17 protein-coding genes and 2 tRNA genes are annotated in these 20,107 nt (G+C 73.3%); 15 read left to right on the top strand and 4 right to left on the bottom strand.

From position 1 onward, the window contains the following. Nucleotides 1-46: 46 nt before the first annotated feature. The 3 genes from ACL03H_RS13465 to ACL03H_RS13455 form a co-directional block, all read right to left on the bottom strand. Nucleotides 47-1,522, bottom strand: a complete 1,476-nt coding sequence (locus ACL03H_RS13465; RefSeq protein ID WP_412811540.1) for an MDR family MFS transporter — start codon at nucleotides 1,520-1,522, stop codon at nucleotides 47-49. Nucleotides 1,523-1,787: 265 nt separating this feature from the next. Then, a complete protein-coding gene (locus ACL03H_RS13460; RefSeq protein WP_412811539.1) occupies nucleotides 1,788-3,254 on the bottom strand; it encodes a dihydroorotase in 1,467 nt (488 codons plus the stop codon). After that, complete coding sequence (locus ACL03H_RS13455) at nucleotides 3,254-4,645, bottom strand: FAD-dependent oxidoreductase (protein ID WP_412811538.1); 1,392 nt, start codon at nucleotides 4,643-4,645, stop codon at nucleotides 3,254-3,256. The genes ACL03H_RS13460 and ACL03H_RS13455 overlap by 1 nt, the downstream gene beginning before the upstream one ends. 194 nt (nucleotides 4,646-4,839) lie before the next feature. Here ACL03H_RS13455 and ACL03H_RS13450 point away from each other — a divergent pair, with 194 nt between their 5' ends. From ACL03H_RS13450 to ACL03H_RS13415, 8 genes are all read left to right on the top strand, one after another. Continuing rightward, the gene (locus tag ACL03H_RS13450; protein ID WP_412811640.1) at nucleotides 4,840-5,634 is read left to right on the top strand and encodes an IclR family transcriptional regulator; all 795 of its coding nucleotides are present in this window, start codon (nucleotides 4,840-4,842) and stop codon (nucleotides 5,632-5,634) included. Next, entirely contained in the window at nucleotides 5,631-6,827 is a 1,197-nt protein-coding gene (locus tag ACL03H_RS13445) for a CaiB/BaiF CoA transferase family protein (protein ID WP_412811537.1), read from the top strand. Before ACL03H_RS13450 ends, ACL03H_RS13445 begins: the two co-directional genes overlap by 4 nt. Then, on the top strand, nucleotides 6,824-7,699 hold the full coding sequence (locus ACL03H_RS13440) for an HpcH/HpaI aldolase/citrate lyase family protein (RefSeq protein ID WP_412811536.1): 876 nt from the start codon (nucleotides 6,824-6,826) through the stop codon (nucleotides 7,697-7,699). Before ACL03H_RS13445 ends, ACL03H_RS13440 begins: the two co-directional genes overlap by 4 nt. Beyond that, nucleotides 7,696-8,514: a cyclase family protein gene (locus ACL03H_RS13435; protein ID WP_412811535.1), complete on the top strand. Its 819-nt coding sequence runs from the start codon at nucleotides 7,696-7,698 to the stop codon at nucleotides 8,512-8,514. Before ACL03H_RS13440 ends, ACL03H_RS13435 begins: the two co-directional genes overlap by 4 nt. Continuing rightward, nucleotides 8,511-9,929, top strand: coding sequence for an MmgE/PrpD family protein (locus ACL03H_RS13430; RefSeq protein ID WP_412811534.1), 1,419 nt, complete (start codon nucleotides 8,511-8,513; stop codon nucleotides 9,927-9,929). The genes ACL03H_RS13435 and ACL03H_RS13430 overlap by 4 nt, the downstream gene beginning before the upstream one ends. A 236-nt stretch (nucleotides 9,930-10,165) precedes the next feature. Further along, nucleotides 10,166-11,449: an MFS transporter gene (locus tag ACL03H_RS13425; protein ID WP_412811533.1), complete on the top strand. Its 1,284-nt coding sequence runs from the start codon at nucleotides 10,166-10,168 to the stop codon at nucleotides 11,447-11,449. Next, complete coding sequence (locus ACL03H_RS13420) at nucleotides 11,446-12,795, top strand: MmgE/PrpD family protein (protein WP_412811532.1); 1,350 nt, start codon at nucleotides 11,446-11,448, stop codon at nucleotides 12,793-12,795. The genes ACL03H_RS13425 and ACL03H_RS13420 overlap by 4 nt, the downstream gene beginning before the upstream one ends. Before the next feature lie 11 nt (nucleotides 12,796-12,806). After that, on the top strand, nucleotides 12,807-13,436 hold the full coding sequence (locus ACL03H_RS13415) for an aspartate/glutamate racemase family protein (RefSeq protein ID WP_412811531.1): 630 nt from the start codon (nucleotides 12,807-12,809) through the stop codon (nucleotides 13,434-13,436). Between the two features lie 124 nt (nucleotides 13,437-13,560). On the opposite strand, the gene ACL03H_RS13410 is transcribed toward ACL03H_RS13415, so the two are convergent. Then, nucleotides 13,561-13,631 (bottom strand) — tRNA-Gly (locus tag ACL03H_RS13410). Nucleotides 13,632-13,760: 129 nt separating this feature from the next. Between ACL03H_RS13410 and ACL03H_RS13405 the strand changes: the two genes are divergently transcribed. From ACL03H_RS13405 to ACL03H_RS13375, 7 genes are all read left to right on the top strand, one after another. Continuing rightward, a tRNA-Pro gene (locus ACL03H_RS13405) sits at nucleotides 13,761-13,834 on the top strand. Between the two features lie 357 nt (nucleotides 13,835-14,191). Continuing rightward, complete coding sequence (locus ACL03H_RS13400) at nucleotides 14,192-14,500, top strand: hypothetical protein (protein WP_412811530.1); 309 nt, start codon at nucleotides 14,192-14,194, stop codon at nucleotides 14,498-14,500. Nucleotides 14,501-14,637: 137 nt separating this feature from the next. Further along, nucleotides 14,638-16,047, top strand: a complete 1,410-nt coding sequence (tig, locus tag ACL03H_RS13395; RefSeq protein ID WP_412811529.1) for a trigger factor — start codon at nucleotides 14,638-14,640, stop codon at nucleotides 16,045-16,047. A 314-nt stretch (nucleotides 16,048-16,361) separates the two neighbouring features. Beyond that, complete coding sequence (locus ACL03H_RS13390) at nucleotides 16,362-16,934, top strand: ATP-dependent Clp protease proteolytic subunit (RefSeq protein WP_412811639.1); 573 nt, start codon at nucleotides 16,362-16,364, stop codon at nucleotides 16,932-16,934. 37 nt (nucleotides 16,935-16,971) lie between these two features. Beyond that, entirely contained in the window at nucleotides 16,972-17,601 is a 630-nt protein-coding gene (locus tag ACL03H_RS13385; protein ID WP_412811528.1) for an ATP-dependent Clp protease proteolytic subunit, read from the top strand. A 360-nt stretch (nucleotides 17,602-17,961) separates the two neighbouring features. Next, a complete protein-coding gene (clpX, locus tag ACL03H_RS13380) occupies nucleotides 17,962-19,242 on the top strand; it encodes an ATP-dependent Clp protease ATP-binding subunit ClpX (RefSeq protein WP_412811527.1) in 1,281 nt (426 codons plus the stop codon). A 146-nt stretch (nucleotides 19,243-19,388) separates the two neighbouring features. Next, a complete protein-coding gene (locus ACL03H_RS13375) occupies nucleotides 19,389-19,997 on the top strand; it encodes an alpha/beta hydrolase (RefSeq protein ID WP_412811526.1) in 609 nt (202 codons plus the stop codon). Nucleotides 19,998-20,107: the final 110 nt, after the last annotated feature.

Here is a 20,107-nt window from a genome sequence, read left to right as displayed (position 1 = left end):
CCTTCAAATAGTGCACCGGCCCGAAGCGTTGTGGGGCGACCTTGAGCTATCTCACGGTGGTGGTGTCGGCCTGCTTCCGGAACCGCCTGCGCCCCCGGCGGGCGGTGGGGTCGAGGGTGGCCGCGGCGTCCGCGTTGCGGACCCGCAGGGAGAGCAGCAGCCCCAGCGCACCGAACCCGATCGAGGTGAGGAAGGCGCCCCGGTAGGCCGCCATCTGCACCTGCTCGGCGGCGCCGGGCGCGGTCAGGTCGGCGGCGGCCGAGTAGGTCTCGACGAGCGCGACGAAGATCGTGGCGCAGACCGCGGTGCCCAGCGCGGTGGCGACCTGCCGGCTGGCGTTGAACAGCGAGCTGGCGTGGCCCATCGCCGAGCCGGAGATCCGGGCGAACGCGGCGGTCTGCAGCGGCGTCATCATCAGCCCCATGCCCAGCCCCAGCCACATCAGCAGCAGCACGAGGAACCACACCGGGGTGCGGGTGTTGAGCAGCTGCAGCGCGAGGCCCACCGAGATGAGCACGGTGAACCCGATCAGCAGCAGCGGCCGGGGCCCGACGCGCCCGTAGAGGCGGCTCACCACCTGGGTGGTGGCGAGCATGGCCAGCGCCTGCGGCATGAGCACCAGCCCCGACTCGAACGGCGAGTAGCCGCGCAGGTTCTGCAGGAACAGCGGCAGCAGGAACAGCGTCCCGAAGATCGCTCCGGTGGAGCAGACCAGCAGCGCGTTGCCGGTGCCGAACAGCCGGTCGCCGAGCAGCCGCAGGTCGAGCATCGGTTCCGGGGTGCGCAGCTCCCGCAGCACCAGACCGCTGAGGAGCGCGGCGGCCGCCAGGAGGGTGCCCCACACCGGCGGGCTGGTCCACCCGGCCTGCGCGCCCTGGTCCAGCCCGACCAGCAGCGCGGCGAGCCCGGCCCCGGCGAGCACGAACCCGGGCAGGTCGAACCGGCCGGGCCGGTCCCGCTGCTCCTCGCGCAGGAACAGCACGGTGAACAGCAGGGCGATCGCGCCGACGGGCACGTTGATGAAGAAGATCCACCGCCAGCTGGCGTACTCGACGAGGACGCCGCCGAGCAGCGGCCCGAGGGTGGGCGCGATGGTGATCGGGACGGACAGCACGGCGGAGGCCTTGGCGCGCTCGTCGGCGGGGAAGGCGCGGAACAGCATCGCCTGGCCGACGGGCACGAGCATTCCGCCCCCGACGCCCTGCAGGATCCGGGCGCCGATGAGCATCCACATCTCGGTGGCCAGCCCGCAGAGCACGGAGGCCAGGGTGAACAGCACGACGGCGAGCTGGAAGGTGCGCTTGCTGCCGAAGCGGTCGGCGATCCAGCCGGAGGACGGCACGAACACCGCGAGGCTGATCATGTAGCCGGTCAGCACCCACTGGAGGGTGCCCTCGCCCACGTGGAACTCCCGCCCGAGCGTCGCGAGCGCGACGTTGAGGACGGTCATGTCGAGGATCTGCATGATCAGGCCGAGGACGAAGGTGATCCCGACCAGCCACTTGTACTCAAGACGTCGCACGGGTTGTCTCCGGCCCTCCTCTGGAGCGACTGCCGTTCCCGGGCAGCGCGGGCGGTCCACCCCGCCCCGCCTCCAGCATGGGGTATCTCACCGACAGCGAGCCATGAGTTCTCCCCGCGCCGGGAAGCGGCGGCCGCACCCGCCACACCCGTACCAGCCGGAACCGCGGACCCCGGGGCGAATCGGTGAAGAACGGCCCGAACGGGGCCGGGGGCCCGCGGCCGGTGCGGTCGCGGGCCCCCGGTTCGACGTGGGGTCGGGCGGGTCAGCGCCCGGTGGGGCGGTGCAGGTAGCGCCCGGTGGGCTCGCCGAGGACCGCCCCGCCGTCGAAGATCCGGCGACCGCGCAGGAAGGTGGTCTCGACCGTGGCGCCGATCTCCGTCCCGCGGAACGGGGTGTACTCCTGGGTGGACTCCGACGCGGCCGGGTCCACGACGAACGACCGGTCGGGGTCGACCAGGGCGATGTCGGCGTCGAATCCGGGCGCGATGTCGCCCTTCGTCGGCAGGCCGAGGCGCTGGGCGGGGTTCGTCGAGATCAGCTCGGCCACGGTGGACATCGGCAGGCCGCGCCTGCGCCCCTCGCCGACGAGGCCGGGCAGCAGGTACTCCGTGCCGCCGAAGCCGGACTTCGCCGCGAACACGTCGGAGGGGTCGTCGCCGAACTTCTTCTCCTCCTTGCAGCAGGCGTGGTCGGACACGACCCAGCTGACGTCCCCGGCGAGCAGGTGCTCCCAGAGCGCTTCGACGTCGGCGCGGGGCCGCAGCGGCGGGTTCACCTTGCCGCCGACGCCGTCGGCGGTGGTCACGTCGGTGAGCAGGTGGCCGATCGTCACCTCGCGGCGGAAGTCGACGTGCGGGAACGCCTTGGCCATCACCATCGCGGCCTCCATCGCCTTCGCCGACGAGAGGTGCAGGAGGTTGATGGTCGGCAGCCCCGTCTCGTGCGCGAGGTAGGAGGCGATGGTCACCGCCAGCCCCTCCGAGTGCGGCGGGCGCGAGGCGCTGTAGGCCTCCAGCCCGGAGAGGGTGCCCTCCTCCTCGACCAGGCGGGTGTAGGCGGTCATGATCTCGGCGGTCTCGCAGTGCAGCGACAGGGAGATCTGGTCGGCGATGTCCGGGTTGGCCTCGCGGGCGGCCTGGATGCCGCGCATGACGAACTCGAAGTGGGCGATGTCGTAGCGCTCGCCCTCCGGGATCATCAGGAAGTCGCTCTGGTCGGTGGAGCGGCCGTGCAGCCCGTGGCTGCCGTAGAACATGAAGATCTTGAACGAGGTGACGCCGTGGTCCCGGACCAGCGCCGGGATCTCGTCGATGTGCGAGGACTGCATCGGCGCCAGGTGGAAGGCGTAGTCCACGTAGGAGCGCCCCTCGGAGGAAGCGAGCACCTCGGGGAAGACCTCGGAGTACGGGCCGCCCCGGTTCAGGTAGTACTGCCCCGTCCGCATGTAGGTGAGCGAGGTGGTCACCCCGCCCTGGGCGCACGCCCTGCTCTCGGTGGCGGTGTCCTCCGACAGCGGGTTGTAGATGCCCCAGTGCTGGTGGGCGTCGACGACGCCGGGGAAGGCGAGCAGGCCGCGGCCCTCGTGGACCTCGGTCCCCTCCGGCACCGCGAGCCCCGGGCCGACCTCGGAGATCACCCCGCCGGTGATCGCGATGTCGGCGGGGACCGGCTCGCCCCCTCCGGGACGGACGACGCGGACGTCGCGGACGATCAGATCGGGTCGGCTCATCAGGCACCTTCCGGGGTGGGGTTGCGGGTGGGGTCGAGGGACCGGGCGAGGTGCCCGGCGGCCAGGTAGGCGAGGCCCAGCGCGGGGAGCAGGCCGTTGCCGGCCAGGTATCCGGCCGCGCCGTGCCCGGAGATCCCGGCGGCGGCACCGCCGGAGGCGTACAGGCCGGGGATCGGTTCGCCGGCGGTGTCGAGCACGCGGGCGTGCTCGTCGACGAGCAGCCCGCCCTGGGTGTGGAACAGCGCGGGGACGATCTCGACGGCGTGCAGCGGCGGGACCAGCGCGGTGGCCGAGGTCCGGCCGAACCGGTCCGCGTCGTCCCCGGCGGCCACGGCGGCCAGCTCGGCGAGCTCGGATTCCAGCGGTCCGGGCGGGACGCCGAGCTCTCCGGCCAGCTCCGCCGGGGTCCCGGCGCTGCGCACCGCGCCGGCGGCCAGCACGTCCTGGTAGTCGCCGAAGGCGCGGCACGCCCGGTCGATCCGCTCGTCGAAGACCATCCAGCCACGCCCGCCGGGGCGTCCGGCGAGGACCGCCGCGTACTCGGAATACCCCGCCGTCTCGTCGCCGAAGCGGGTGCCGCCGGCGTCGACGACGGCGGCACCGTGCATCACCGCCGTCCAGGTCACCAGGGTGCGGGCGGCGGCCGACAGGGCGGCGTGGCCCTGGTAGGCGTCGAGGAAGCCGGTCGCGGCGCCGAGCTCCCGGCCGATCCGCAGCGCGTCGCCTCGCGAGTGCTCGCCGCCGTGGTAGTGGGCCTGCGCGATGTCGGGCAGGTGGGTGGCGACCAGACCGGTGTCGGCGCCGTAGCCGTTGGTGGCCAGCAGCACCGCGCGGGTGGTGATCTCCTCGCGCTCCCCGGCCGGGTTCTCCAGCACCGCCGTCCGGGCGCCGTCCGGGCCCGCCTCGACCGCGACCAGCCGGGCCGGGATCAGCAGGTCGATCCGGTCCTCCCGGCCGACGGCATCCAGCAACCCGTTCAGCAGCGCCGAACCGTGCCGTCCGGGGATGCTGTGCACCCGGGGCACCGAGTGCCCGGGGTAGCTGAAGTCGGTCGGCAGTTCGATCGGCAGCCCGGCTTCGTCCGCGAGCCACTCGACGAGTTCACCGCCGACGCGGGCCAGCGCGGTGGCGATCCGCTGGTCGGCGGTGCCGCCGGTCTTGCGCTCGATGTCGGCCAGGAACAGCGCGGGGGAGTCCTCGACCCCGGCGGCCTCCTGGAAGCGGGATCCGGGGCCCGGGATCATCGCCGTGGACATCGACGTGTTGTTGCCCCGGCGGAAGTCCGCGTCGGAGTCGACCACCAGCACGTGCAGACCCAGCCGCGCCGCTCGGAGCGCGGCGGTCAGCCCGCCACCAGCTCCGGCGACCACGAGATCGGCATCGATCGTCATCGCTTCTCCTCACTGCCAGCCCGCACGTCGTTCCGCTCAGCGAAACAAGCGCGACCCTGGTTGGCATCTCGATAAGAGCACTTGGCCTGGCGCGATGCAAGAAGCGGGCCGAAACTTCTTGACATCGCAAGGGTGATGACCGCACTGTCGTTCCGGTAAGCGGTACGGGACTCGGAGGGGATGACGTGGCGGAGATGACCGGGGGCACCGGGGCCACCGAGCGGGTGGCGGACGTGCTGCTGCTGTTCACCGCGGGCCCGCCCACGCTCGGCGTGAGCCGGGTGTCCCGCGAGCTCGGCCTCTCCAAGGCCGTGGTGCACCGGATCCTGCAGTCGCTGACCTCGCGGGACCTGATCGCCTACGACCAGGAGAGCCGGGAGTACCGCCTGGGGCCGGCCGCGGTGGCGCTCGGCAGCCGCGCGCTGCGCGAGTCCGACCTGCGCACCACGGCCCTGCCGTTCCTCGCGGAGCTGCGCGACCGGTTGCACGAGACCGTCACGGTGAGCGCGAAGGCGCACGGCGGGCGGATCTACCTGGACCAGGTCGTCGGCACCCACGAGATCACCATGTCGGTCGAGCTCGGCCGCCCGTACCCGCTGCACGCCGGGTCCTCGGGCAAGTGCATCCTCGCCCACTCCTCCCCGGACGAGGTGGAGCGGCTGCTCGCGGGCGAGCTCGCCGCGCTCACCCCCTCGACCCCCACCGACCCGGACGCGCTGCGGCGCGAACTGGACCGCATCCGGGAACTCGGCTACGCGGCCTCCGCGGGCGAGCGCCAGAGCGACGCCGGATCGGTCGCCGTCCCGGTGTTCGGTCCCGGCGGCCTCGTCGGCGCGGTCTCCGTGTGCGGTCCCCGGTTCCGGGTCACCGACGAGTTCGTCGCGGCCACGGCACCCGAGCTGATCGAGACCGCCGACCGCGTCACCGCCCGCCTCGGCGGGATCGCCCCGGACCGGGCCCGCCCGATCACCAGCGGAAGGACACGATGAGCCACGAACACCCCGCGGCGTTGGACGGCCTGAAGGTCCTCGACGCCTCCACCCTGTTCGCCGGCCCGCTGGCCGCCACGCTGCTGGCCGACCACGGCGCCGACGTGATCAAGATCGAGCACCCGCGCGGCGACCCCGCGCGCACCCACGGCGCGCAGAAGGACGGCGTCGGGCTCTGGTGGAAGATGCTCTCCCGCAACAAGCGGGCGATCACCCTGGTGCTGTCCACCCCGCGCGGACGGGAGCTGTTCCTGGACCTCGCGGCCGACGCCGACGTGGTGATCGAGAACTTCCGCCCCGGCACCCTGGAGCGCTGGGGGCTCGGCTGGGAGGAGCTCTCCGCGCGCAACCCGCGGCTCGTCCTGGCCCGGGTCACCGGGTTCGGGCAGAAGGGCCCGTACTCCTCCCGCCCGGGCTTCGGCACCCTCGCCGAGGCCATGAGCGGCTTCGCCGCCATGACCGGAGAACCCGACGGGCCCCCGACGCTGCCGCCGTTCGGGCTGGCCGACGGAGTCGCCGCGCTCACCACCGCCTTCGGAATCCTCACCGCGCTGCGGGCCCGCGAGAGCACCGGGCGCGGGCAGGTGCTCGACACCGCGATCATCGAGCCGCTGCTGCACCTGCTCGGGCCGGGCCTGATCGCCTACGACCAGCTCGGCGTGCTCCAGCCGCGCACCGGGAACCGCTCCTCGAACAACGCCCCGCGCAACACCTACCAGTGCGCGGACGGTCGCTGGGTCGCCGTCTCCACCAGCGCCCAGTCGATCGCCGAGCGGGTGATGCGGCTGGTCGGCGCCCCGGAGCTCATCGACGAGCCGTGGTTCGCCAGCGGCGCCAGCCGCGCCGAGCACGTGGAGGAGCTGGACGCGGCGGTCGGTTCGTGGATCGCCGCCCGGGACCGGGACGAGGTCGTCGCCGCCTTCGAGGAGGCCCAGGCGGCGGTCGCCCCGATCTACACCGCGGCCGACGTGCTGGCCGATCCGCACTTCAACGCCCTCGGCAGCATCGTGACGCTCGACGACGAGGAGCTGGGCCCGGTCCGCTTCCAGAACACCCCGTTCCGGCTCTCGGAGACCCCCGGCTCGGTCCGCACCACCGGCCCCCGCCTCGGCGCGCACACCGCGGAGATCCTGGGATCCCTCGGCGTCGACGCCGCCGAGCTCGACCGGCTGCGCGAGCAGGGGGTCGTGTGAGCGCCCTCGGGCGGGCGCGGAGCTGGCTCTACGTCCCCGCCCATCGCGACGACCTGGTGGTCAAGGCGCTGGACGGAGCGGCCGACGCGGTCGTGCTCGACCTGGAGGACGCCGTTCCCCCCGCCTCGAAGGACCTCGCCCGCGAGGTCGCCGCGGCCAGCGGTGGTCGCCGCGGGGCGGACCGGATCTGGGTGCGGATCAACGGCGCCGGGACCCCGTGGGCCGAGGCCGACGCCGCCGCGCTGGCCGGGTCCGGCATCGCCGGGCTGCGGGTTCCCAAGGCGGAGGACCCGGACGCGGTCGCCGCGCTCGCCGAGCGGACGGGCCTCCCGCTGCACCTGCTGGTGGAGAGCGCCCGCGGCCTCCGGCGGGCCTTCGAACTCGCCGAGAGCCACCCGCTCGTCGGCGGGATCTCCCCGGGGGAGACGGACCTTGCCGCCGACCTGCGGATCCGGGACCGCGCCCAGCTCGGCTGGGCCCGGGCCCGGATCGTGGCCGCCAACCGCGCCGCCGGGCTGCCCAGCCCGGTCGCCAGCGTCTGGACCGAGCTGGCCGACACCGCCGGCCTCGCCGCCGACAGCGCCGCGCTGCGCGACGCCGGTTTCTTCGGCCGGTCGGTGATCCACCCCCGGCAGATCGCCCCCGTGCACGAGGCCTTCACCCCCGACGCCGGGGAGGTCGCGCGGGCGCGCGCCCTGCTCGCCTCCGTCGGCGCCGCGGGCGACGCCGCCTGGGTGGACGCCGACGGCCGCTTCGTCGACCCGGCCGTCGTCGCCGGGGCCCGCTGGGTCACCGAGCTCGCCGACGCGCTGGAGCAGCCAGCCGACCACCACGAACCGGGCCGCGCGACGGCCGGGGAGGAGAAGCCGTGAGCGCCACCACCGATCTGCTCGACGCCGTGCGCGCCGGGACCCGGATCATCGAGCTCGGGCACCCGCTCTACACCGGGATGGCGGGCTCGCCGAACCACCCGGGCTTCCGGATGACCCTGGAACGCCGCCACGGCGACGCGGTCCGCCCGGACGGCGGATCGGCCTCCAACGAGGTGATCGTCACCGGTGGGCACACCGGAACCCACGTCGACGCGCTCGCGCACGTCAGCCACGAGGGCAGGTTGCACGGCGGCGCCGACGCGGCCGAGTCCCAGCGGGGCGGCAAGCACACCGTGCACGGCGCGGAGACCATCCCGCCGATGGTCACCCGCGGGGTGTTCCTCGACGTGGCCGCGCTGCACGGCGTCGACGTGCTGGAAGCCGGCTACGGCATCACCGCCGACGACCTGGCGCGGGCCGCCGCCCGGGTCGGCGCCGAGCCCGGGCCGGGCGACGTCGCCGTGGTGCGGACCGGCTGGGGGAGGCTGTTCGGCGATCCGGCCGCCTACGTCGGCAAGGAGACCGGCGTGCCCGGGATGACCGTCGACGGCGCCCGCTGGCTCGTCGAGCGGGGGATCGTCGCCACCGGCACCGACACCACCGCCTACGAGCAGATCCCCGCGGGCGCGGGGCACCGCGTGCTGCCGGTGCACCGGGTGCTGCTGGTGGAGCACGGCATCCACATCGTCGAGCACCTCGCCCTGGAGGACGCGGCGGAGGCCGGGCTCGGCGAGTTCCTCGCCGTGTTCGCCCCGCTGCGGATCGTCGGCGGCACCGGCGCCCCGGTCCGCCCGCTGGCGGTGGTGCGGTCATGACGACGCCAGCGCAGCGGATCGGCGAGGTCGGTGCCCGGCTGGCCGCCGGGGGCGTGGACGACGAGCTCGCCGAGGACGTGGTCCGCCGCATCGTCGACGTGCTCGGGAACTCCCTCGCCGCCACCCGCGAGGAACCCGCCCGGATCGCCGGGGCGGTCGCCGCCGAGTGGGGCGGCGGCCCCGCCGCGACCGCGATCGGACTCTCCGGCCGGGTGCCCGCGCCCTCGGCCGCGCTCGTGAACGGAACCCTGGCGCACAGCCTCGACTTCGACGACACGCACCTGCCCTCGGTGCTGCACCCCTCGGCCTCGGTCGTTCCGGCGGCGCTCGCGACGGCGGAGCGCACCGGTGCCGGGGGACGGGCCGTGCTGGCCGCGACCGCGATGGGCATCGAGGTCACCTGCCGCCTCGGCATGGCCGGTTACGACGAGGACCTGGGCAACTCGGTCTTCTTCGAGCACGGCCAGCACGCCACGGCGATCTGCGGCGCGATCGGAGCCGCCGTGGCCTCCGGCATGGTCCAGGGGCTCGACGCCGACCAGCTGACCTCCGCGGTCGGCATCGCCGCCAGCATGGGCGCCGGGGTGATCGAGGCGAACCGCACCGGCGGCACGATCAAGCGGGTGCACTGCGGGTGGGCCGCGCACTCCGGGGTGGCCGCCGCCGACCTGGCGCGCCACGGGCTCACCGGCCCGCCGACGGTGATCGAGGGCAGGTTCGGCTTCCTGCGGGCGTTCTGCGGCGAGCGGGTGCACCCGGAGCGGGTCACCGACGGGCTCGGCGAGCGGTGGGAGACCCCGGGCGTGTTCTTCAAGCCCTACCCGTGCAACCACTTCACGCACGCGGGCATCGACGCCGCGCTCCGGCTGCGGGAGCGGGGCGTGACCGCGGAGCGGGTCCGCGAGCTGGTGCTCGGGGTGCCCGCCCCGGTGCTGCGCACCATCGCCGAACCCGCCGAGGAGAAGCGCCACCCGCGTTCCGGCTACCACGCAGCGTTCTCCGGTCCCTACACCGTGGCCGCGGCGCTGCTGGGCGGTGGCGGGCTCGGCGTCTTCCACGAGGACTTCACCGACTCCGCCGCGGCCGACCCCCGGCGCCTGGAGCTGGCCGGGCGGGTCCGGGTCGTCGCCGACGAGCGGGCCACGGCCGGTTTCCCCCAGCAGTTCCCCGCGGTGCTGACCGCCGAGCTGACCGACGGCGGCTCGGTGACCGAGCGGATCGCGGAGAACCGGGGCGGCCCGCAACGGCCGCTGTCCTCCGCGGAACTGGCGGCGAAGTTCACCGGCAACGCGAGCCGGGTGATCGAACCGGACCGGGCGGCGGAGGTCGTCGCCTCGGTGTGGGACCTGCGGGAGGACCGCCCGATCGGTGAGGTGATGACCGGCGTCCAAACCGCGCTCGCGGCCGGTCGCTGAACCGGCCTGCCAGGTGGCGGAGGCCCGGCGGTGCCCTCTCCCCGCGGACATCGCCGTCCTCGCCGGAGCTCCGCCGGTAACCCGCCGCGGTGCCTCGGAGACCGCCGCCCGAGGGCTCGACCAGGCCCGGACGAGTGGGCCCCAGCGCCCGATCCACCCCAGACAGGACAACGACGTCTCGTCCGCTCCGCGCTGAGGAGCGAACGATTCCCCACCGGAATCAAGGGATTACGAGCATGAGCACACGGTTTCGCTTCGTGACGCTGGGGCTGGTGGTCGGCCTCATCGTCATCAACTACATCGACCGCAGCGCGGTCTCCTACGCGGTGGAACCGCTGGAGCAGGCGTTCGGGATCACCACCGCGCAGTACGGGATCATCAGCTCCGTCTTCTCCATCGGGTACATGGTCGCGGCGTTCGTGTCCGGACCGCTGGTGGACCGGTTCGGGACCCGCCGGGTGCTGCTCGCCGCCATCGCGCTGTTCTCGGTGACCACCGCGCTCATCCCGGTCGCGGGGTCGTTCGCCGGCCTGCTGGTGATCCGGTTGCTGCTGGGCATCGGTGAGTCCCCCGCGTTCCCGGCCGCGACCCGGACGGTGAGCCGGTGGCTGCCGATCCGCGAGCGCGGCGTGGCGCTGGCGCTGTGCGGCGGGGTCGCCGTCTCCGGCAGCCTGCTGATCTCCGGGCCGCTGCTGACCTGGCTGACCGATCTCGTCGGCTGGCGCGGGATGTTCTGGACGCTGGCGCTGCTCGGCGTGGTGTGGGCGCTGTTCGCCGCGGTGCTGCTGCGCGACCTGCCGGAGGAGTCCTCGCGGGTCAACGACGCCGAGCGCGCGCTGATCGCGGAGGGCCAGGAGGCCCAGTCCTCGGCGGGCCGGTCCCGGGTGCGGTGGCGCCCGCTGCTGACCAACCGGAACCTGTGGGTGGTCGCCGGCGGCTACTTCGCCTGGGGCTTCATGTTCTGGGGCTTCATGTACTGGCTGCCGTCCTTCCTGTCCAACGCCTACGGGCTCAGCGTCGAGCAGGCCGGTGCGTTCTCCATCGCCCCCTGGGCCTGCGGCATCGTCGGTGCGCTGGTCGGCGGGTACGTCGTGGACCGCGTGTACCGGCGCAGCCCGCGCATCCGCACCCGCTTCGCCGTGATGGGCGTGGCCCTGCTGCTGGCCGGGTGCTCGCTCATCCCGCTCGCGATCGCCCCGACGCTCACCGTCGCGCTCATCTCCATCTCGCTCGGCGTCGGGTTCGGGTTCATCACCGGCGGGATCTGGTGGGTCGCCTCGATCGACGCGGCCCCGGACCAGCCGGGCAGCGCAGCGGGCTTCGCCGACGCGGCCTTCGCCTCCTCCGGCATCGTCGCCCCGTCGGTGATGGGCTTCATCGTGGCCGGAACCGGCAGCTTCACCAGCGGGTTCATCGTGATGGCCGGGCTGGCCGTGGCGGGTGCGCTCCTCATGCTGCTGGTGCCCCGCGAGCCCGCCGCCACCGCGTCCGCCGCCCGCCCCCTCAGCGAGCGGGCATGACCGGGACCGGTGCGGTCCGGGACGCGGTCGGCGGGCTCGGCCGGTGGGCGTCCGGGCTGCGCTGGCCCGACGTCCCAGCCGAGGTCCGGGAACGGCTGCTGACCGTGCTCGTGGACGCCGTCGCGGTCACCGCCCTCGGGGCGCGGGAACCCGCGCAGCGGGCGCTGGTCGAGGCGTGGGACCCGCCGGAGGGTCCGTCCCCGCTGTACGGCACCGGCCGCACCGCCGAGGCGGACGCCGCCGCCTGGCTGAACGCGATCGCCTCGGTCCGGCTCGAACTCGACGACGGCCACCGGCTCGCCGCCGGACATCCGGCCGCGCACGGCTTCCCCGCCGTGCTCGCGCTGGCCGCGCGGCGGGGCGCGAGCGGCCCGGAGCTGTGCTGCGCCCTGCTCGTCGCCTACGAGGTCGCCGCGCGGTTCGGCCGGGCCACCCGGCTCCGGCCGGGCACCCACCCGCACGGCAACTGGGGCGTCACCGGAGCGGCGGCGGGGTGCGCGCGCCTGCTGGGACTGGGGCCTGCGGAGACCGCGATCGCGATCGACGCGGGCGGCGGGATGCCCGTCGCCGGGCCGTTCTCCGCCGCGCTGGACGGAAACCCCGTCCGGGACGCCTGGGTCGGTGCGGCCAACCAGTCCGGCCTGGTCGCGGCCCGGCTGGCCGCCTCCGGCGGCGGGCACCTCACCGGGGTCGCCGGGGACGCGCTCGGCGAGCTGCTCGGCTCGCTCGACCACGCGGCGCTCACCGAGGACCTCGGCGAGCGCTGGGAGGTGCTGGGCGGCTACTTCAAGCAGCACTCGTCGTGCTCGTTCACCCACGCCGCCATCGACGCCGCGCTGTCCCTGCGCGACCGGGTCGGCGCCGAGCCCGGGGACGTCCTCGTCGAGATCCACTCGCTCGGCGCGGGGCTCGACCGGACCAGCTGGCCGACCGCGCTGGCGGCGCGGTTCTCGCTGCCCTACGTCGTGGCGACCGCGTTGCGGCGGGGGAGGGTCGGACCGGACGAGTTCTCCGCCGAGGCGCTGGCCGATCCCGCGACGGCCGCCCTCGCCCGCCGCGTCACCGTGCGGGCGGCCGCGGACCTGGACGCGCGACTTCCGGCGGAGCGGCCGGTCCGGCTCAGCGCGACCGGACCGGAGGGCCGCCTCGTCGCGGAACGGCCGAACCCGGTCGGCGACGCCTCGCACCACCCGTTCTCCGCCGAGGACCGCGTGCGCGTCCTGGGCGAGCTGCTCGGCGCCCCCGAGGCGGTGGCCGGGATCCGGGAGCGGTGCACCGCGCTGCCGGACGCGACGGACGCCGCGGCGGCCCTGCGCGCGCTCGGCGCGCTGACCCACGTTCGATGAGGAGGAACGCCATGCTCGTCCGCGCCGTCACCCCGATCGTCGTCGGGCCCCAGGAGGTCGCCCGGCGGCAGGCCCGCTACGACGCGCTGTCCCCGGCCGGGGTGCGGGTCGTGCTGTCCGACCTGCCCCCGGGAGGCCCGCGCGCCCTCAACACCGCCGACGACATCGACCGCTCGACGGCCCTGGTGGCCGAGGCCCTGGCCGCGGTGCCCGACTGCGACGCCGTGCTCCCGGACTGCGTCCTCGACCCGGCGATCCCCGCCCGCGGCGGCACGATCGGCGGCCGCCCGGCCCTGGGGCTGCTCCGGCTCACGGTCGGCGCCGCCGTCGCCGCGGGCCACCGGATCGGCGCGGTCACCCGGAACGAGGCCATCGCGGCCGAACTCCGGCGCCGCGTCACCGACTACGGCTGGGCGGACGCGTTCGGCGAGGCGGCGGTCCTGGACCTGACCGTCGACGACATCACCGATGCCGCCCGCTGGTCCGACGCGATGCGCCACCCCCTGCGACGCGCGGCGGAGAACGGCACCACGGCAGTGATCAACGGCTGCTCGGCGGTGGAAACGGCCCAGGCGGAGAACGCCCCCCTCGTCCTGGATCCCATCCGGACGGCCCTGGGCGTCCTGGGCGCCCTCACCTGACCCGGGACCGGGAGAACGAGAAGGCCGAGCACGCCCCGGGCGCGCTGCGCGGGGGCCCGCGGGACCGGCCCGCGAAAACGAGCCGGGCCGGAGATCTCTGATCTCCGGCCCGGCTCCTCACTTGAGCGGGCGACGGGAATCGAACCCGCGTAGCCAGTTTGGAAGACTGGGGCTCTACCATTGAGCTACGCCCGCGTGCCTGGTCAGGCGATCGTCCCGGCGACCTCGCGCCGAGCTCTTCCCGACCTTGCGTGCCCCAGCTTAACGGGTCGCGATAGGCTCTCCGCAACGCACCCGGGCCTCTCGGGTGCGGCGCAGGTGAGACGGGGTGTGGCGCAGCTTGGTAGCGCACTCGCTTTGGGAGCGAGGGGCCGTGGGTTCAAATCCCGCCACCCCGACGGGCGGAGACACCGTTGCGAGCGGTCCGCCGGAGGCGTCCGGCAGTGATCTCGCCGCTCCCCGGTGACCGGCGGGCCGGATGGTCCTCTCCGCGAGCTGATGTCGCCGGGAAGCCGCGCGTCCCGCTGCTCCGGGACGCGGTCCTCGTGCCGCTGGTCGCGCCCGGCAGCGACGCACGACACTCCCCGACGCGGCGGCCCGAGCTCGTTCGGGAGCGCTTCCGGCGGGTCGACTCGGGAGACGCCGCGCCTTCGCGGCGCCGGGGCGCGGAGCTCGTCATCGCGCGGGCGCCGCGGCGGTGCGCCCGACTCGCTCGCGGGACCCGTTCCCGATCTCACGCACCGTGATTCGCGCGGGTGACGGTTCTCGTTCCCGGTAACGCTCAGCAGCGGCCCGCCGATTCCGTCGACGTGCACGTTCACTTCGCCGTCTCCCGGCTCGCGCGCCGCGTCCGGATCCCCGCCCTGCTGGTGGGGCTGGCGCTGGCGCTGGCGGTGCTGCTGCTCGTCGGGGTCTCGTTGTTCGTCGAGGTCCCGGGTTCGCGGATCGTCCCGCCGACCGCCGGGTTGGGGACGGCGGTGAACCCGACCCCGCTGGGCTCCGCCGTCCCCGGGGCCGTCCCCGGGCTGGGCGACGCGGTGTTCCCGGGCGAGGGCCTCCGCTGAGACAACCCCCCAGGGCCCCGGCGTCGCCAGGGCAATAGACTCGGAGGTCAGCCCGGCGTCGCCGGAGCGCGCCCTACGCGGGTCGCGTTCCCGCCGGCACCGCCGGGGTCCGAAGCACGTTCGCACTAGGAGACCACGTGAAGAGCACCGTCGAGCACCTGAGCCCGACGCGCGTACGGATCAACGTCGAGGTGCCGTTCGACGAGCTCAAGCCGAACTTCGACCGCGCGTACAAGGCACTGGCCAACCAGGTCCGCATCCCGGGCTTCCGCCCCGGCAAGGTTCCCGCCCGCGTGCTGGAGAGCCGCATCGGCCGCGCGCCCGTGCTCGACGAGGTCGTCAACGAGGCGGTTCCGGCGAAGTACATGGAGGCCATCAACGGCTCCGAGGTCCGCACCCTGGGCCGCCCGGAGATCGAGGTCACCAAGATCGAGGACGGCGACCAGATCGAGTTCACCGCCGAGGTCGACGTCCGCCCGGAGATCACCATCCCGGCGTTCGGCGAGCTGTCGGTGTCGGTGGACGACGTCGAGACGACCGAGGACGAGGTGCAGGAGCAGCTGGACGAGCTGCGCGCCCGCTTCGGCACGCTGACCGGCGTCGAGCGTCCCGCCGAGCAGGGCGACTTCGTCAGCATCGACCTGTCGGCCACCGTCGACGGCGAGGACGTCGAGGAGGCGCGGACCAGCGGCCTGTCCTACGAGATCGGGTCCGGTCAGCTCATCGAGGGCATCGACGACGCGCTGATCGGCGCGTCGGCGGGTGACACCAACACCTTCACCACGCAGCTGGTGGCCGGCGAGTACGCGGGCCGCGAGGCCGAGGTGACCGTGAAGCTCGTCTCCGTCAAGGAGCGGCACCTGCCCGAGGCGGACGACGAGTTCGCCCAGATGGCCAGCGAGTTCGACACGGCCGAGGAGCTGCTCGCCGACCTCCGCGAGCGACTGGGCCGCGTCAAGCGGATGCAGCAGGGGATGCAGGCCCGGGACAAGGTCCTGGACGCGCTCCTGGAGACCATCGAGGTCCCGCTGCCGGAGAACGTGGTCCAGTCCGAGGTCGACGCCCGCGTCCACGACGCGATCCACCCGCACGACCACGACGAGGACAAGTTCGGCGAGTGGCTGGAGCAGCAGGACCAGACTCGCGAGCAGTTCGACGCCGAGACCCGCGAGGAGGCGGAGAAGGCGGTCCGCACCCAGCTGGTGCTGGACACGATCGCCGACGCGGAGGACGTGTCGGTCTCGGACAACGAGCTGACCGAGCGGATCATCTACCAGGCGCAGCGCTTCGGCGTCAGCCCGGACCAGTACGTCCAGCAGGCCCAGCAGTCCGGCCAGCTCGGCGCGATCTACGCCGACGTGCGCCGCAGCAAGGCCCTGTTCTCGGTGGTCCGGCAGGCCACCGTGGTGGACGCCTCGGGCACCGAGCTGGACCTGGACGAGCTGTTCGGCTCCCAGGACGACTCGGCTGAGCCGGAGGTCGTGGCGGGCGAGGTCGAGCAGGCCGCGGACAAGGACGAGACCGCGGGCGCGGCGAAGTCCGAGTGACGATCCCGCGGCGGTGAATTTCGCTGTCGGCAGAAGGAATTCGCGGGCAGCGGAAGGAATCCGCGAGCAGCGGGAGCGATGCGCAAGCTCTGAGCGAACGTGGGCGGTACCGGGAAGCTGGTGCCGCCCACGTTCGTTAGGGTCGGTTGCAAGCGGATCACCAGACGCGGACCAAGTCCGGAACGCGACAAGCAAGGCATCCCGAAGGGGTCGGCGGCGATCTGCGCCGGTCCACTGTGGAAGCTCTCATGGAAGAAGGCAGGGGAGACGTGACGCAGCACCTGACTGTTCCGGCGTCGGACTCGACGCCGCACATGCGGTCGACGAACGGGCTCTCGCTCAACGACTCGGTTTACGAGCGGTTGCTGCGGGAGCGGATCATCGTCCTGGGGTCTCAGGTCGAGGACACCATGGCCAACCAGATCTGCTCGCAGCTGCTCCTGCTCGCGGCCGAGGACCCGGAGCGGGACATCTCGCTCTACATCAACTCGCCGGGCGGTTCGGTCACCGCGGGCATGGCGATCTACGACACCATGCAGCTGATCAAGCCGGACGTGGCCACCGTCGCGATGGGCTTCGCGGCGTCGATGGGCCAGTTCCTGCTCTCCGCCGGTGCGCAGGGCAAGCGCTTCACGCTGCCGCACGCGCGGATCATGATGCACCAGCCGTCGGCGGGGCTCGGCGGCACGGCCTCCGACATCGCGATCCAGGCCGAGGTCTTCTCCAAGCACAAGCGGGAGATGGCGGAGCTGATCGCGGCGCAGACCGGCCAGACGGTGGAGAAGATCACGGCCGACTCCGACCGGGACCGCTGGTTCACCGCCGAGGAGGCCCGCGAGTACGGCTTCGTGGACCACATCGCCACCGCGGCCAACCTGCCCGGCTGACCCCGCGCCCGGAACGATTAACGAGGAGTCACCTGTCGTGAGCTCATTCCAGCTTCCGCAGTCCCGGTACGTGCTGCCCTCCTTCGTCGAGCGCACCGCGTACGGGGTCAAGGAGTCCAACCCCTACAACAAGCTGTTCGAGGAGCGCATCGTCTTCCTCGGCGTCCAGGTCGACGACGCCTCGGCCAACGACGTGATGGCGCAGCTGCTGTTCCTGGAGTCCGACGACCCGGACCGCGAGATCCAGATCTACATCAACTCGCCGGGCGGTTCGTTCACGGCCCTGATGGCCATCTACGACACCATCCAGTACGTCCGGCCGGACGTGCGCACCATCTGCCTGGGCCAGGCGGCCTCGGCGGCGGCGGTCATCCTGGCCGCGGGCACCAAGGGCAAGCGGCTCGCGCTGCCGAACTCCCGGATCCTGATCCACCAGCCCTCCACCGAGGGCATCTACGGTCAGGTCTCCGACCTGGAGATCCAGGCCAACGAGGTGCAGCGGATGCGGGACCTGATGGAGTCCACGCTCGCCACGCACACCGGCAAGGACAAGGAGCAGGTCCGCCAGGACGTCGAGCGCGACAAGATCCTGACGGCCCAGCAGGCGCAGGAGTACGGGATCGTGGACGAGGTCCTCCCGTACCGCAAGCTCTCCGCGCAGTCCTGATCGCGCCCGTCGGGCTCCGCTCGGCGGAGCGGGTGGCGGAACCCGCGGCGGCCCTCCCGGCGACGTCCTCGTCGGTGCGGAGGGCCGCCGGGAGCCCGTTCCCGGCGCGGAGCGCCTCGCGGCGAGTCGCGGGCGGTGACGTTCCGGGATGTGGGATGCTCGATCAGCGGCACGCCGAGCGAGCGCGACACGCCGGAGGGTGACCGCGGTGGCCACCGGCCCCGGGCCATGACGGAGACTGGCAGGGAGCGGAGCCCGTGACTCTCCCCGAATCCGGGGAGCGACAGGTACCGTCGAAACGAGCACATACGGTCAGGCACGTCACCGGACGGCGTGCCGGAGGGGACGGGGTCAGCGGTCATGGCACGTATCGGTGACGGCGGCGACCTGCTGAAGTGCTCCTTCTGCGGGAAGAGCCAGAAGCAGGTGAAAAAACTCATCGCCGGCCCCGGCGTGTACATCTGCGATGAGTGCATCGATCTCTGCAACGAGATCATCGAAGAGGAGCTGGCGGAGGCCGGTGAGGTCAAGCTCGACGAGCTGCCCAAGCCGACCGAGATCCACGAGTTCCTGGACCAGTACGTCATCGGGCAGGACCCGGCGAAGCGCAACCTCTCGGTCGCGGTCTACAACCACTACAAGCGCATCCAGATGGGCGAGCGCACCCGGGACACCCGCGAGGAGAACGTCGAGCTCGCGAAGTCCAACATCTTGATGCTCGGCCCCACCGGCTGCGGCAAGACCTATCTCGCGCAGACGCTGGCGAAGATGCTGAACGTGCCGTTCGCCATCGCCGACGCCACGGCGCTCACCGAGGCGGGTTACGTCGGCGAGGACGTCGAGAACATCCTGCTCAAGCTCATCCAGGCCGCCGACTACGACGTCAAGCGCGCCGAGACGGGCATCATCTACATCGACGAGGTCGACAAGATCGCTCGCAAGAGCGAGAACCCGTCGATCACCCGCGACGTCTCCGGCGAGGGCGTGCAGCAGGCGCTGCTGAAGATCCTGGAGGGGACGACGGCGAGCGTGCCGCCGCAGGGCGGTCGCAAGCACCCGCACCAGGAGTTCATCCAGATCGACACGACGAACGTGCTGTTCATCGTGGCCGGTGCGTTCGCCGGGCTGGAGAAGATCGTCGAGGACCGGGTGGGCAAGGCCAGCGTCGGCTTCGGCGCCCAGCTGCGCTCGAAGGAGGAGGCGAACTCCGCCGACCGGTTCTCCGAGGTGCTGCCCGAGGACCTGATCAAGTTCGGTCTGATCCCCGAGTTCATCGGCCGGTTGCCCACCGTGGCCAGCGTGACGAACCTGGACAAGCCCTCCCTGGTGAAGATCCTCACCGAGCCGCGCAACGCGCTGATCAAGCAGTACAAGCGGCTGTTCGAGATGGACAACGTCGAGCTGGAGTTCACCCGCACCGCGCTGGAAGCCGTCGCCGACCAGGCGATCCTGCGCGGCACCGGCGCTCGCGGCCTGCGCGCGATCCTGGAGGAGGTGCTGCTGCCGGTGATGTACGACATCCCGAGCCGCACCGACGTCGCCAAGGTCGTCATCACCGAGCAGACCGTCCGGGAGAACGTCAATCCCACCATCGTGGCCAGGCAGGCCACTCGCCGGGAGCGGCGCGAGAAGTCGGCCTGATCGCGGGCCGGACGCAGCAGCGATGTCGCGCGGGCGGGTGAGTTCGGGGCGGTGATCCTCGAACTCCCCCGGCGGCATCCGCGGTCATGCCCGATCATGCTCGTCGGAGAGCGTTGTCCGGTCGAGCACGCCGAGGGAGTGGCCCGATGAGCGAGTTGCACGTGCTGCTGCTTCCCGGCGGTTCGGACCCGGGACCGTGGCACTGGCAGCGGTGGCTCGCCGCCCGGGCGCGGGAGGCCGGAGCGGTCGTGACCAGGTGGGCGGACGCGGACGGGCTCGGTGCCCTGCGCGCCGGGCTGTCGCGGGTTCCACCGGACGCGGAGCTCGCCGTCGTGGCGCACCGCGGCGGAGCGGACGCCTGGCTCCGGCACGTCGCGGCCCCGGCCCCGTCGGCACCGGCCGCCACCGCGCCTCGTCGCGCCGATCGGGTCCTGCTCGTCGCTCCCCCGCCGTCCCGGCCGGGGAGCTCCGAAATCGACGCTCCCGCGCTGCGGCACGCCGGCGGCCCCACCAGGCTGGTGGTGGGGGAGGCGGATCCGGTGCTGCCGGAACGCGCCGCGGCGGCCCTGGCGCGGCGGCTGCGGGTGGAACTCGACGTGCTCCCCGGGGTCGGTGAGCTCGACACCGCGGCCGGGTACGGCCCGTGGCCGGCGCTGTTGCGCTGGGTGCTCTACGGCTCGGTCCCGGTGGCCGATCGCGTCGAGGCCGCACCGCGCACCGCGGGCTGCTCCCCCGTCCCGGAAGGCGCCCGCTGACCCGACGTGCCGGGGGCGTCGGGGTAGCGACCCGGCCCGCTGGGACGATGGGGGGTGCGGAGGGGAACGAGGGCCCGGAGGTGCCATGCAGCGCGGGGAGCCGCGGAACG

It is taken from the genome of Saccharopolyspora antibiotica (assembly GCF_047200635.1).
Taxonomy (GTDB): Bacteria; Actinomycetota; Actinomycetes; order Mycobacteriales; family Pseudonocardiaceae; genus Saccharopolyspora_C.
Note: the sequence above shows the minus strand (reverse complement) of the source record. Positions and strands in the feature narration are given on the sequence as shown.

Excerpts from the sequence above, each read along its gene's own strand:
- ACL03H_RS13460 (WP_412811539.1), bottom strand. The coding sequence starts at position 3,254 with ATGAGCCGACCCGATCTGATCGTCCGCGACGTCCGCGTCGTCCGTCCC.
- ACL03H_RS13455 (WP_412811538.1), bottom strand. The coding sequence starts at position 4,645 with ATGACGATCGATGCCGATCTCGTGGTCGCCGGAGCTGGTGGCGGGCTG.
- ACL03H_RS13450 (WP_412811640.1), top strand. The coding sequence starts at position 4,840 with ATGACCGGGGGCACCGGGGCCACCGAGCGGGTGGCGGACGTGCTGCTG.
- ACL03H_RS13445 (WP_412811537.1), top strand. The coding sequence starts at position 5,631 with ATGAGCCACGAACACCCCGCGGCGTTGGACGGCCTGAAGGTCCTCGAC.
- ACL03H_RS13430 (WP_412811534.1), top strand. The coding sequence starts at position 8,511 with ATGACGACGCCAGCGCAGCGGATCGGCGAGGTCGGTGCCCGGCTGGCC.
- ACL03H_RS13425 (WP_412811533.1), top strand. The coding sequence starts at position 10,166 with ATGAGCACACGGTTTCGCTTCGTGACGCTGGGGCTGGTGGTCGGCCTC.
- ACL03H_RS13420 (WP_412811532.1), top strand. The coding sequence starts at position 11,446 with ATGACCGGGACCGGTGCGGTCCGGGACGCGGTCGGCGGGCTCGGCCGG.
- ACL03H_RS13415 (WP_412811531.1), top strand. The coding sequence starts at position 12,807 with ATGCTCGTCCGCGCCGTCACCCCGATCGTCGTCGGGCCCCAGGAGGTC.
- ACL03H_RS13390 (WP_412811639.1), top strand. The coding sequence starts at position 16,362 with ATGCGGTCGACGAACGGGCTCTCGCTCAACGACTCGGTTTACGAGCGG.
- clpX (WP_412811527.1), top strand. The coding sequence starts at position 17,962 with ATGGCACGTATCGGTGACGGCGGCGACCTGCTGAAGTGCTCCTTCTGC.
- ACL03H_RS13375 (WP_412811526.1), top strand. The coding sequence starts at position 19,389 with ATGAGCGAGTTGCACGTGCTGCTGCTTCCCGGCGGTTCGGACCCGGGA.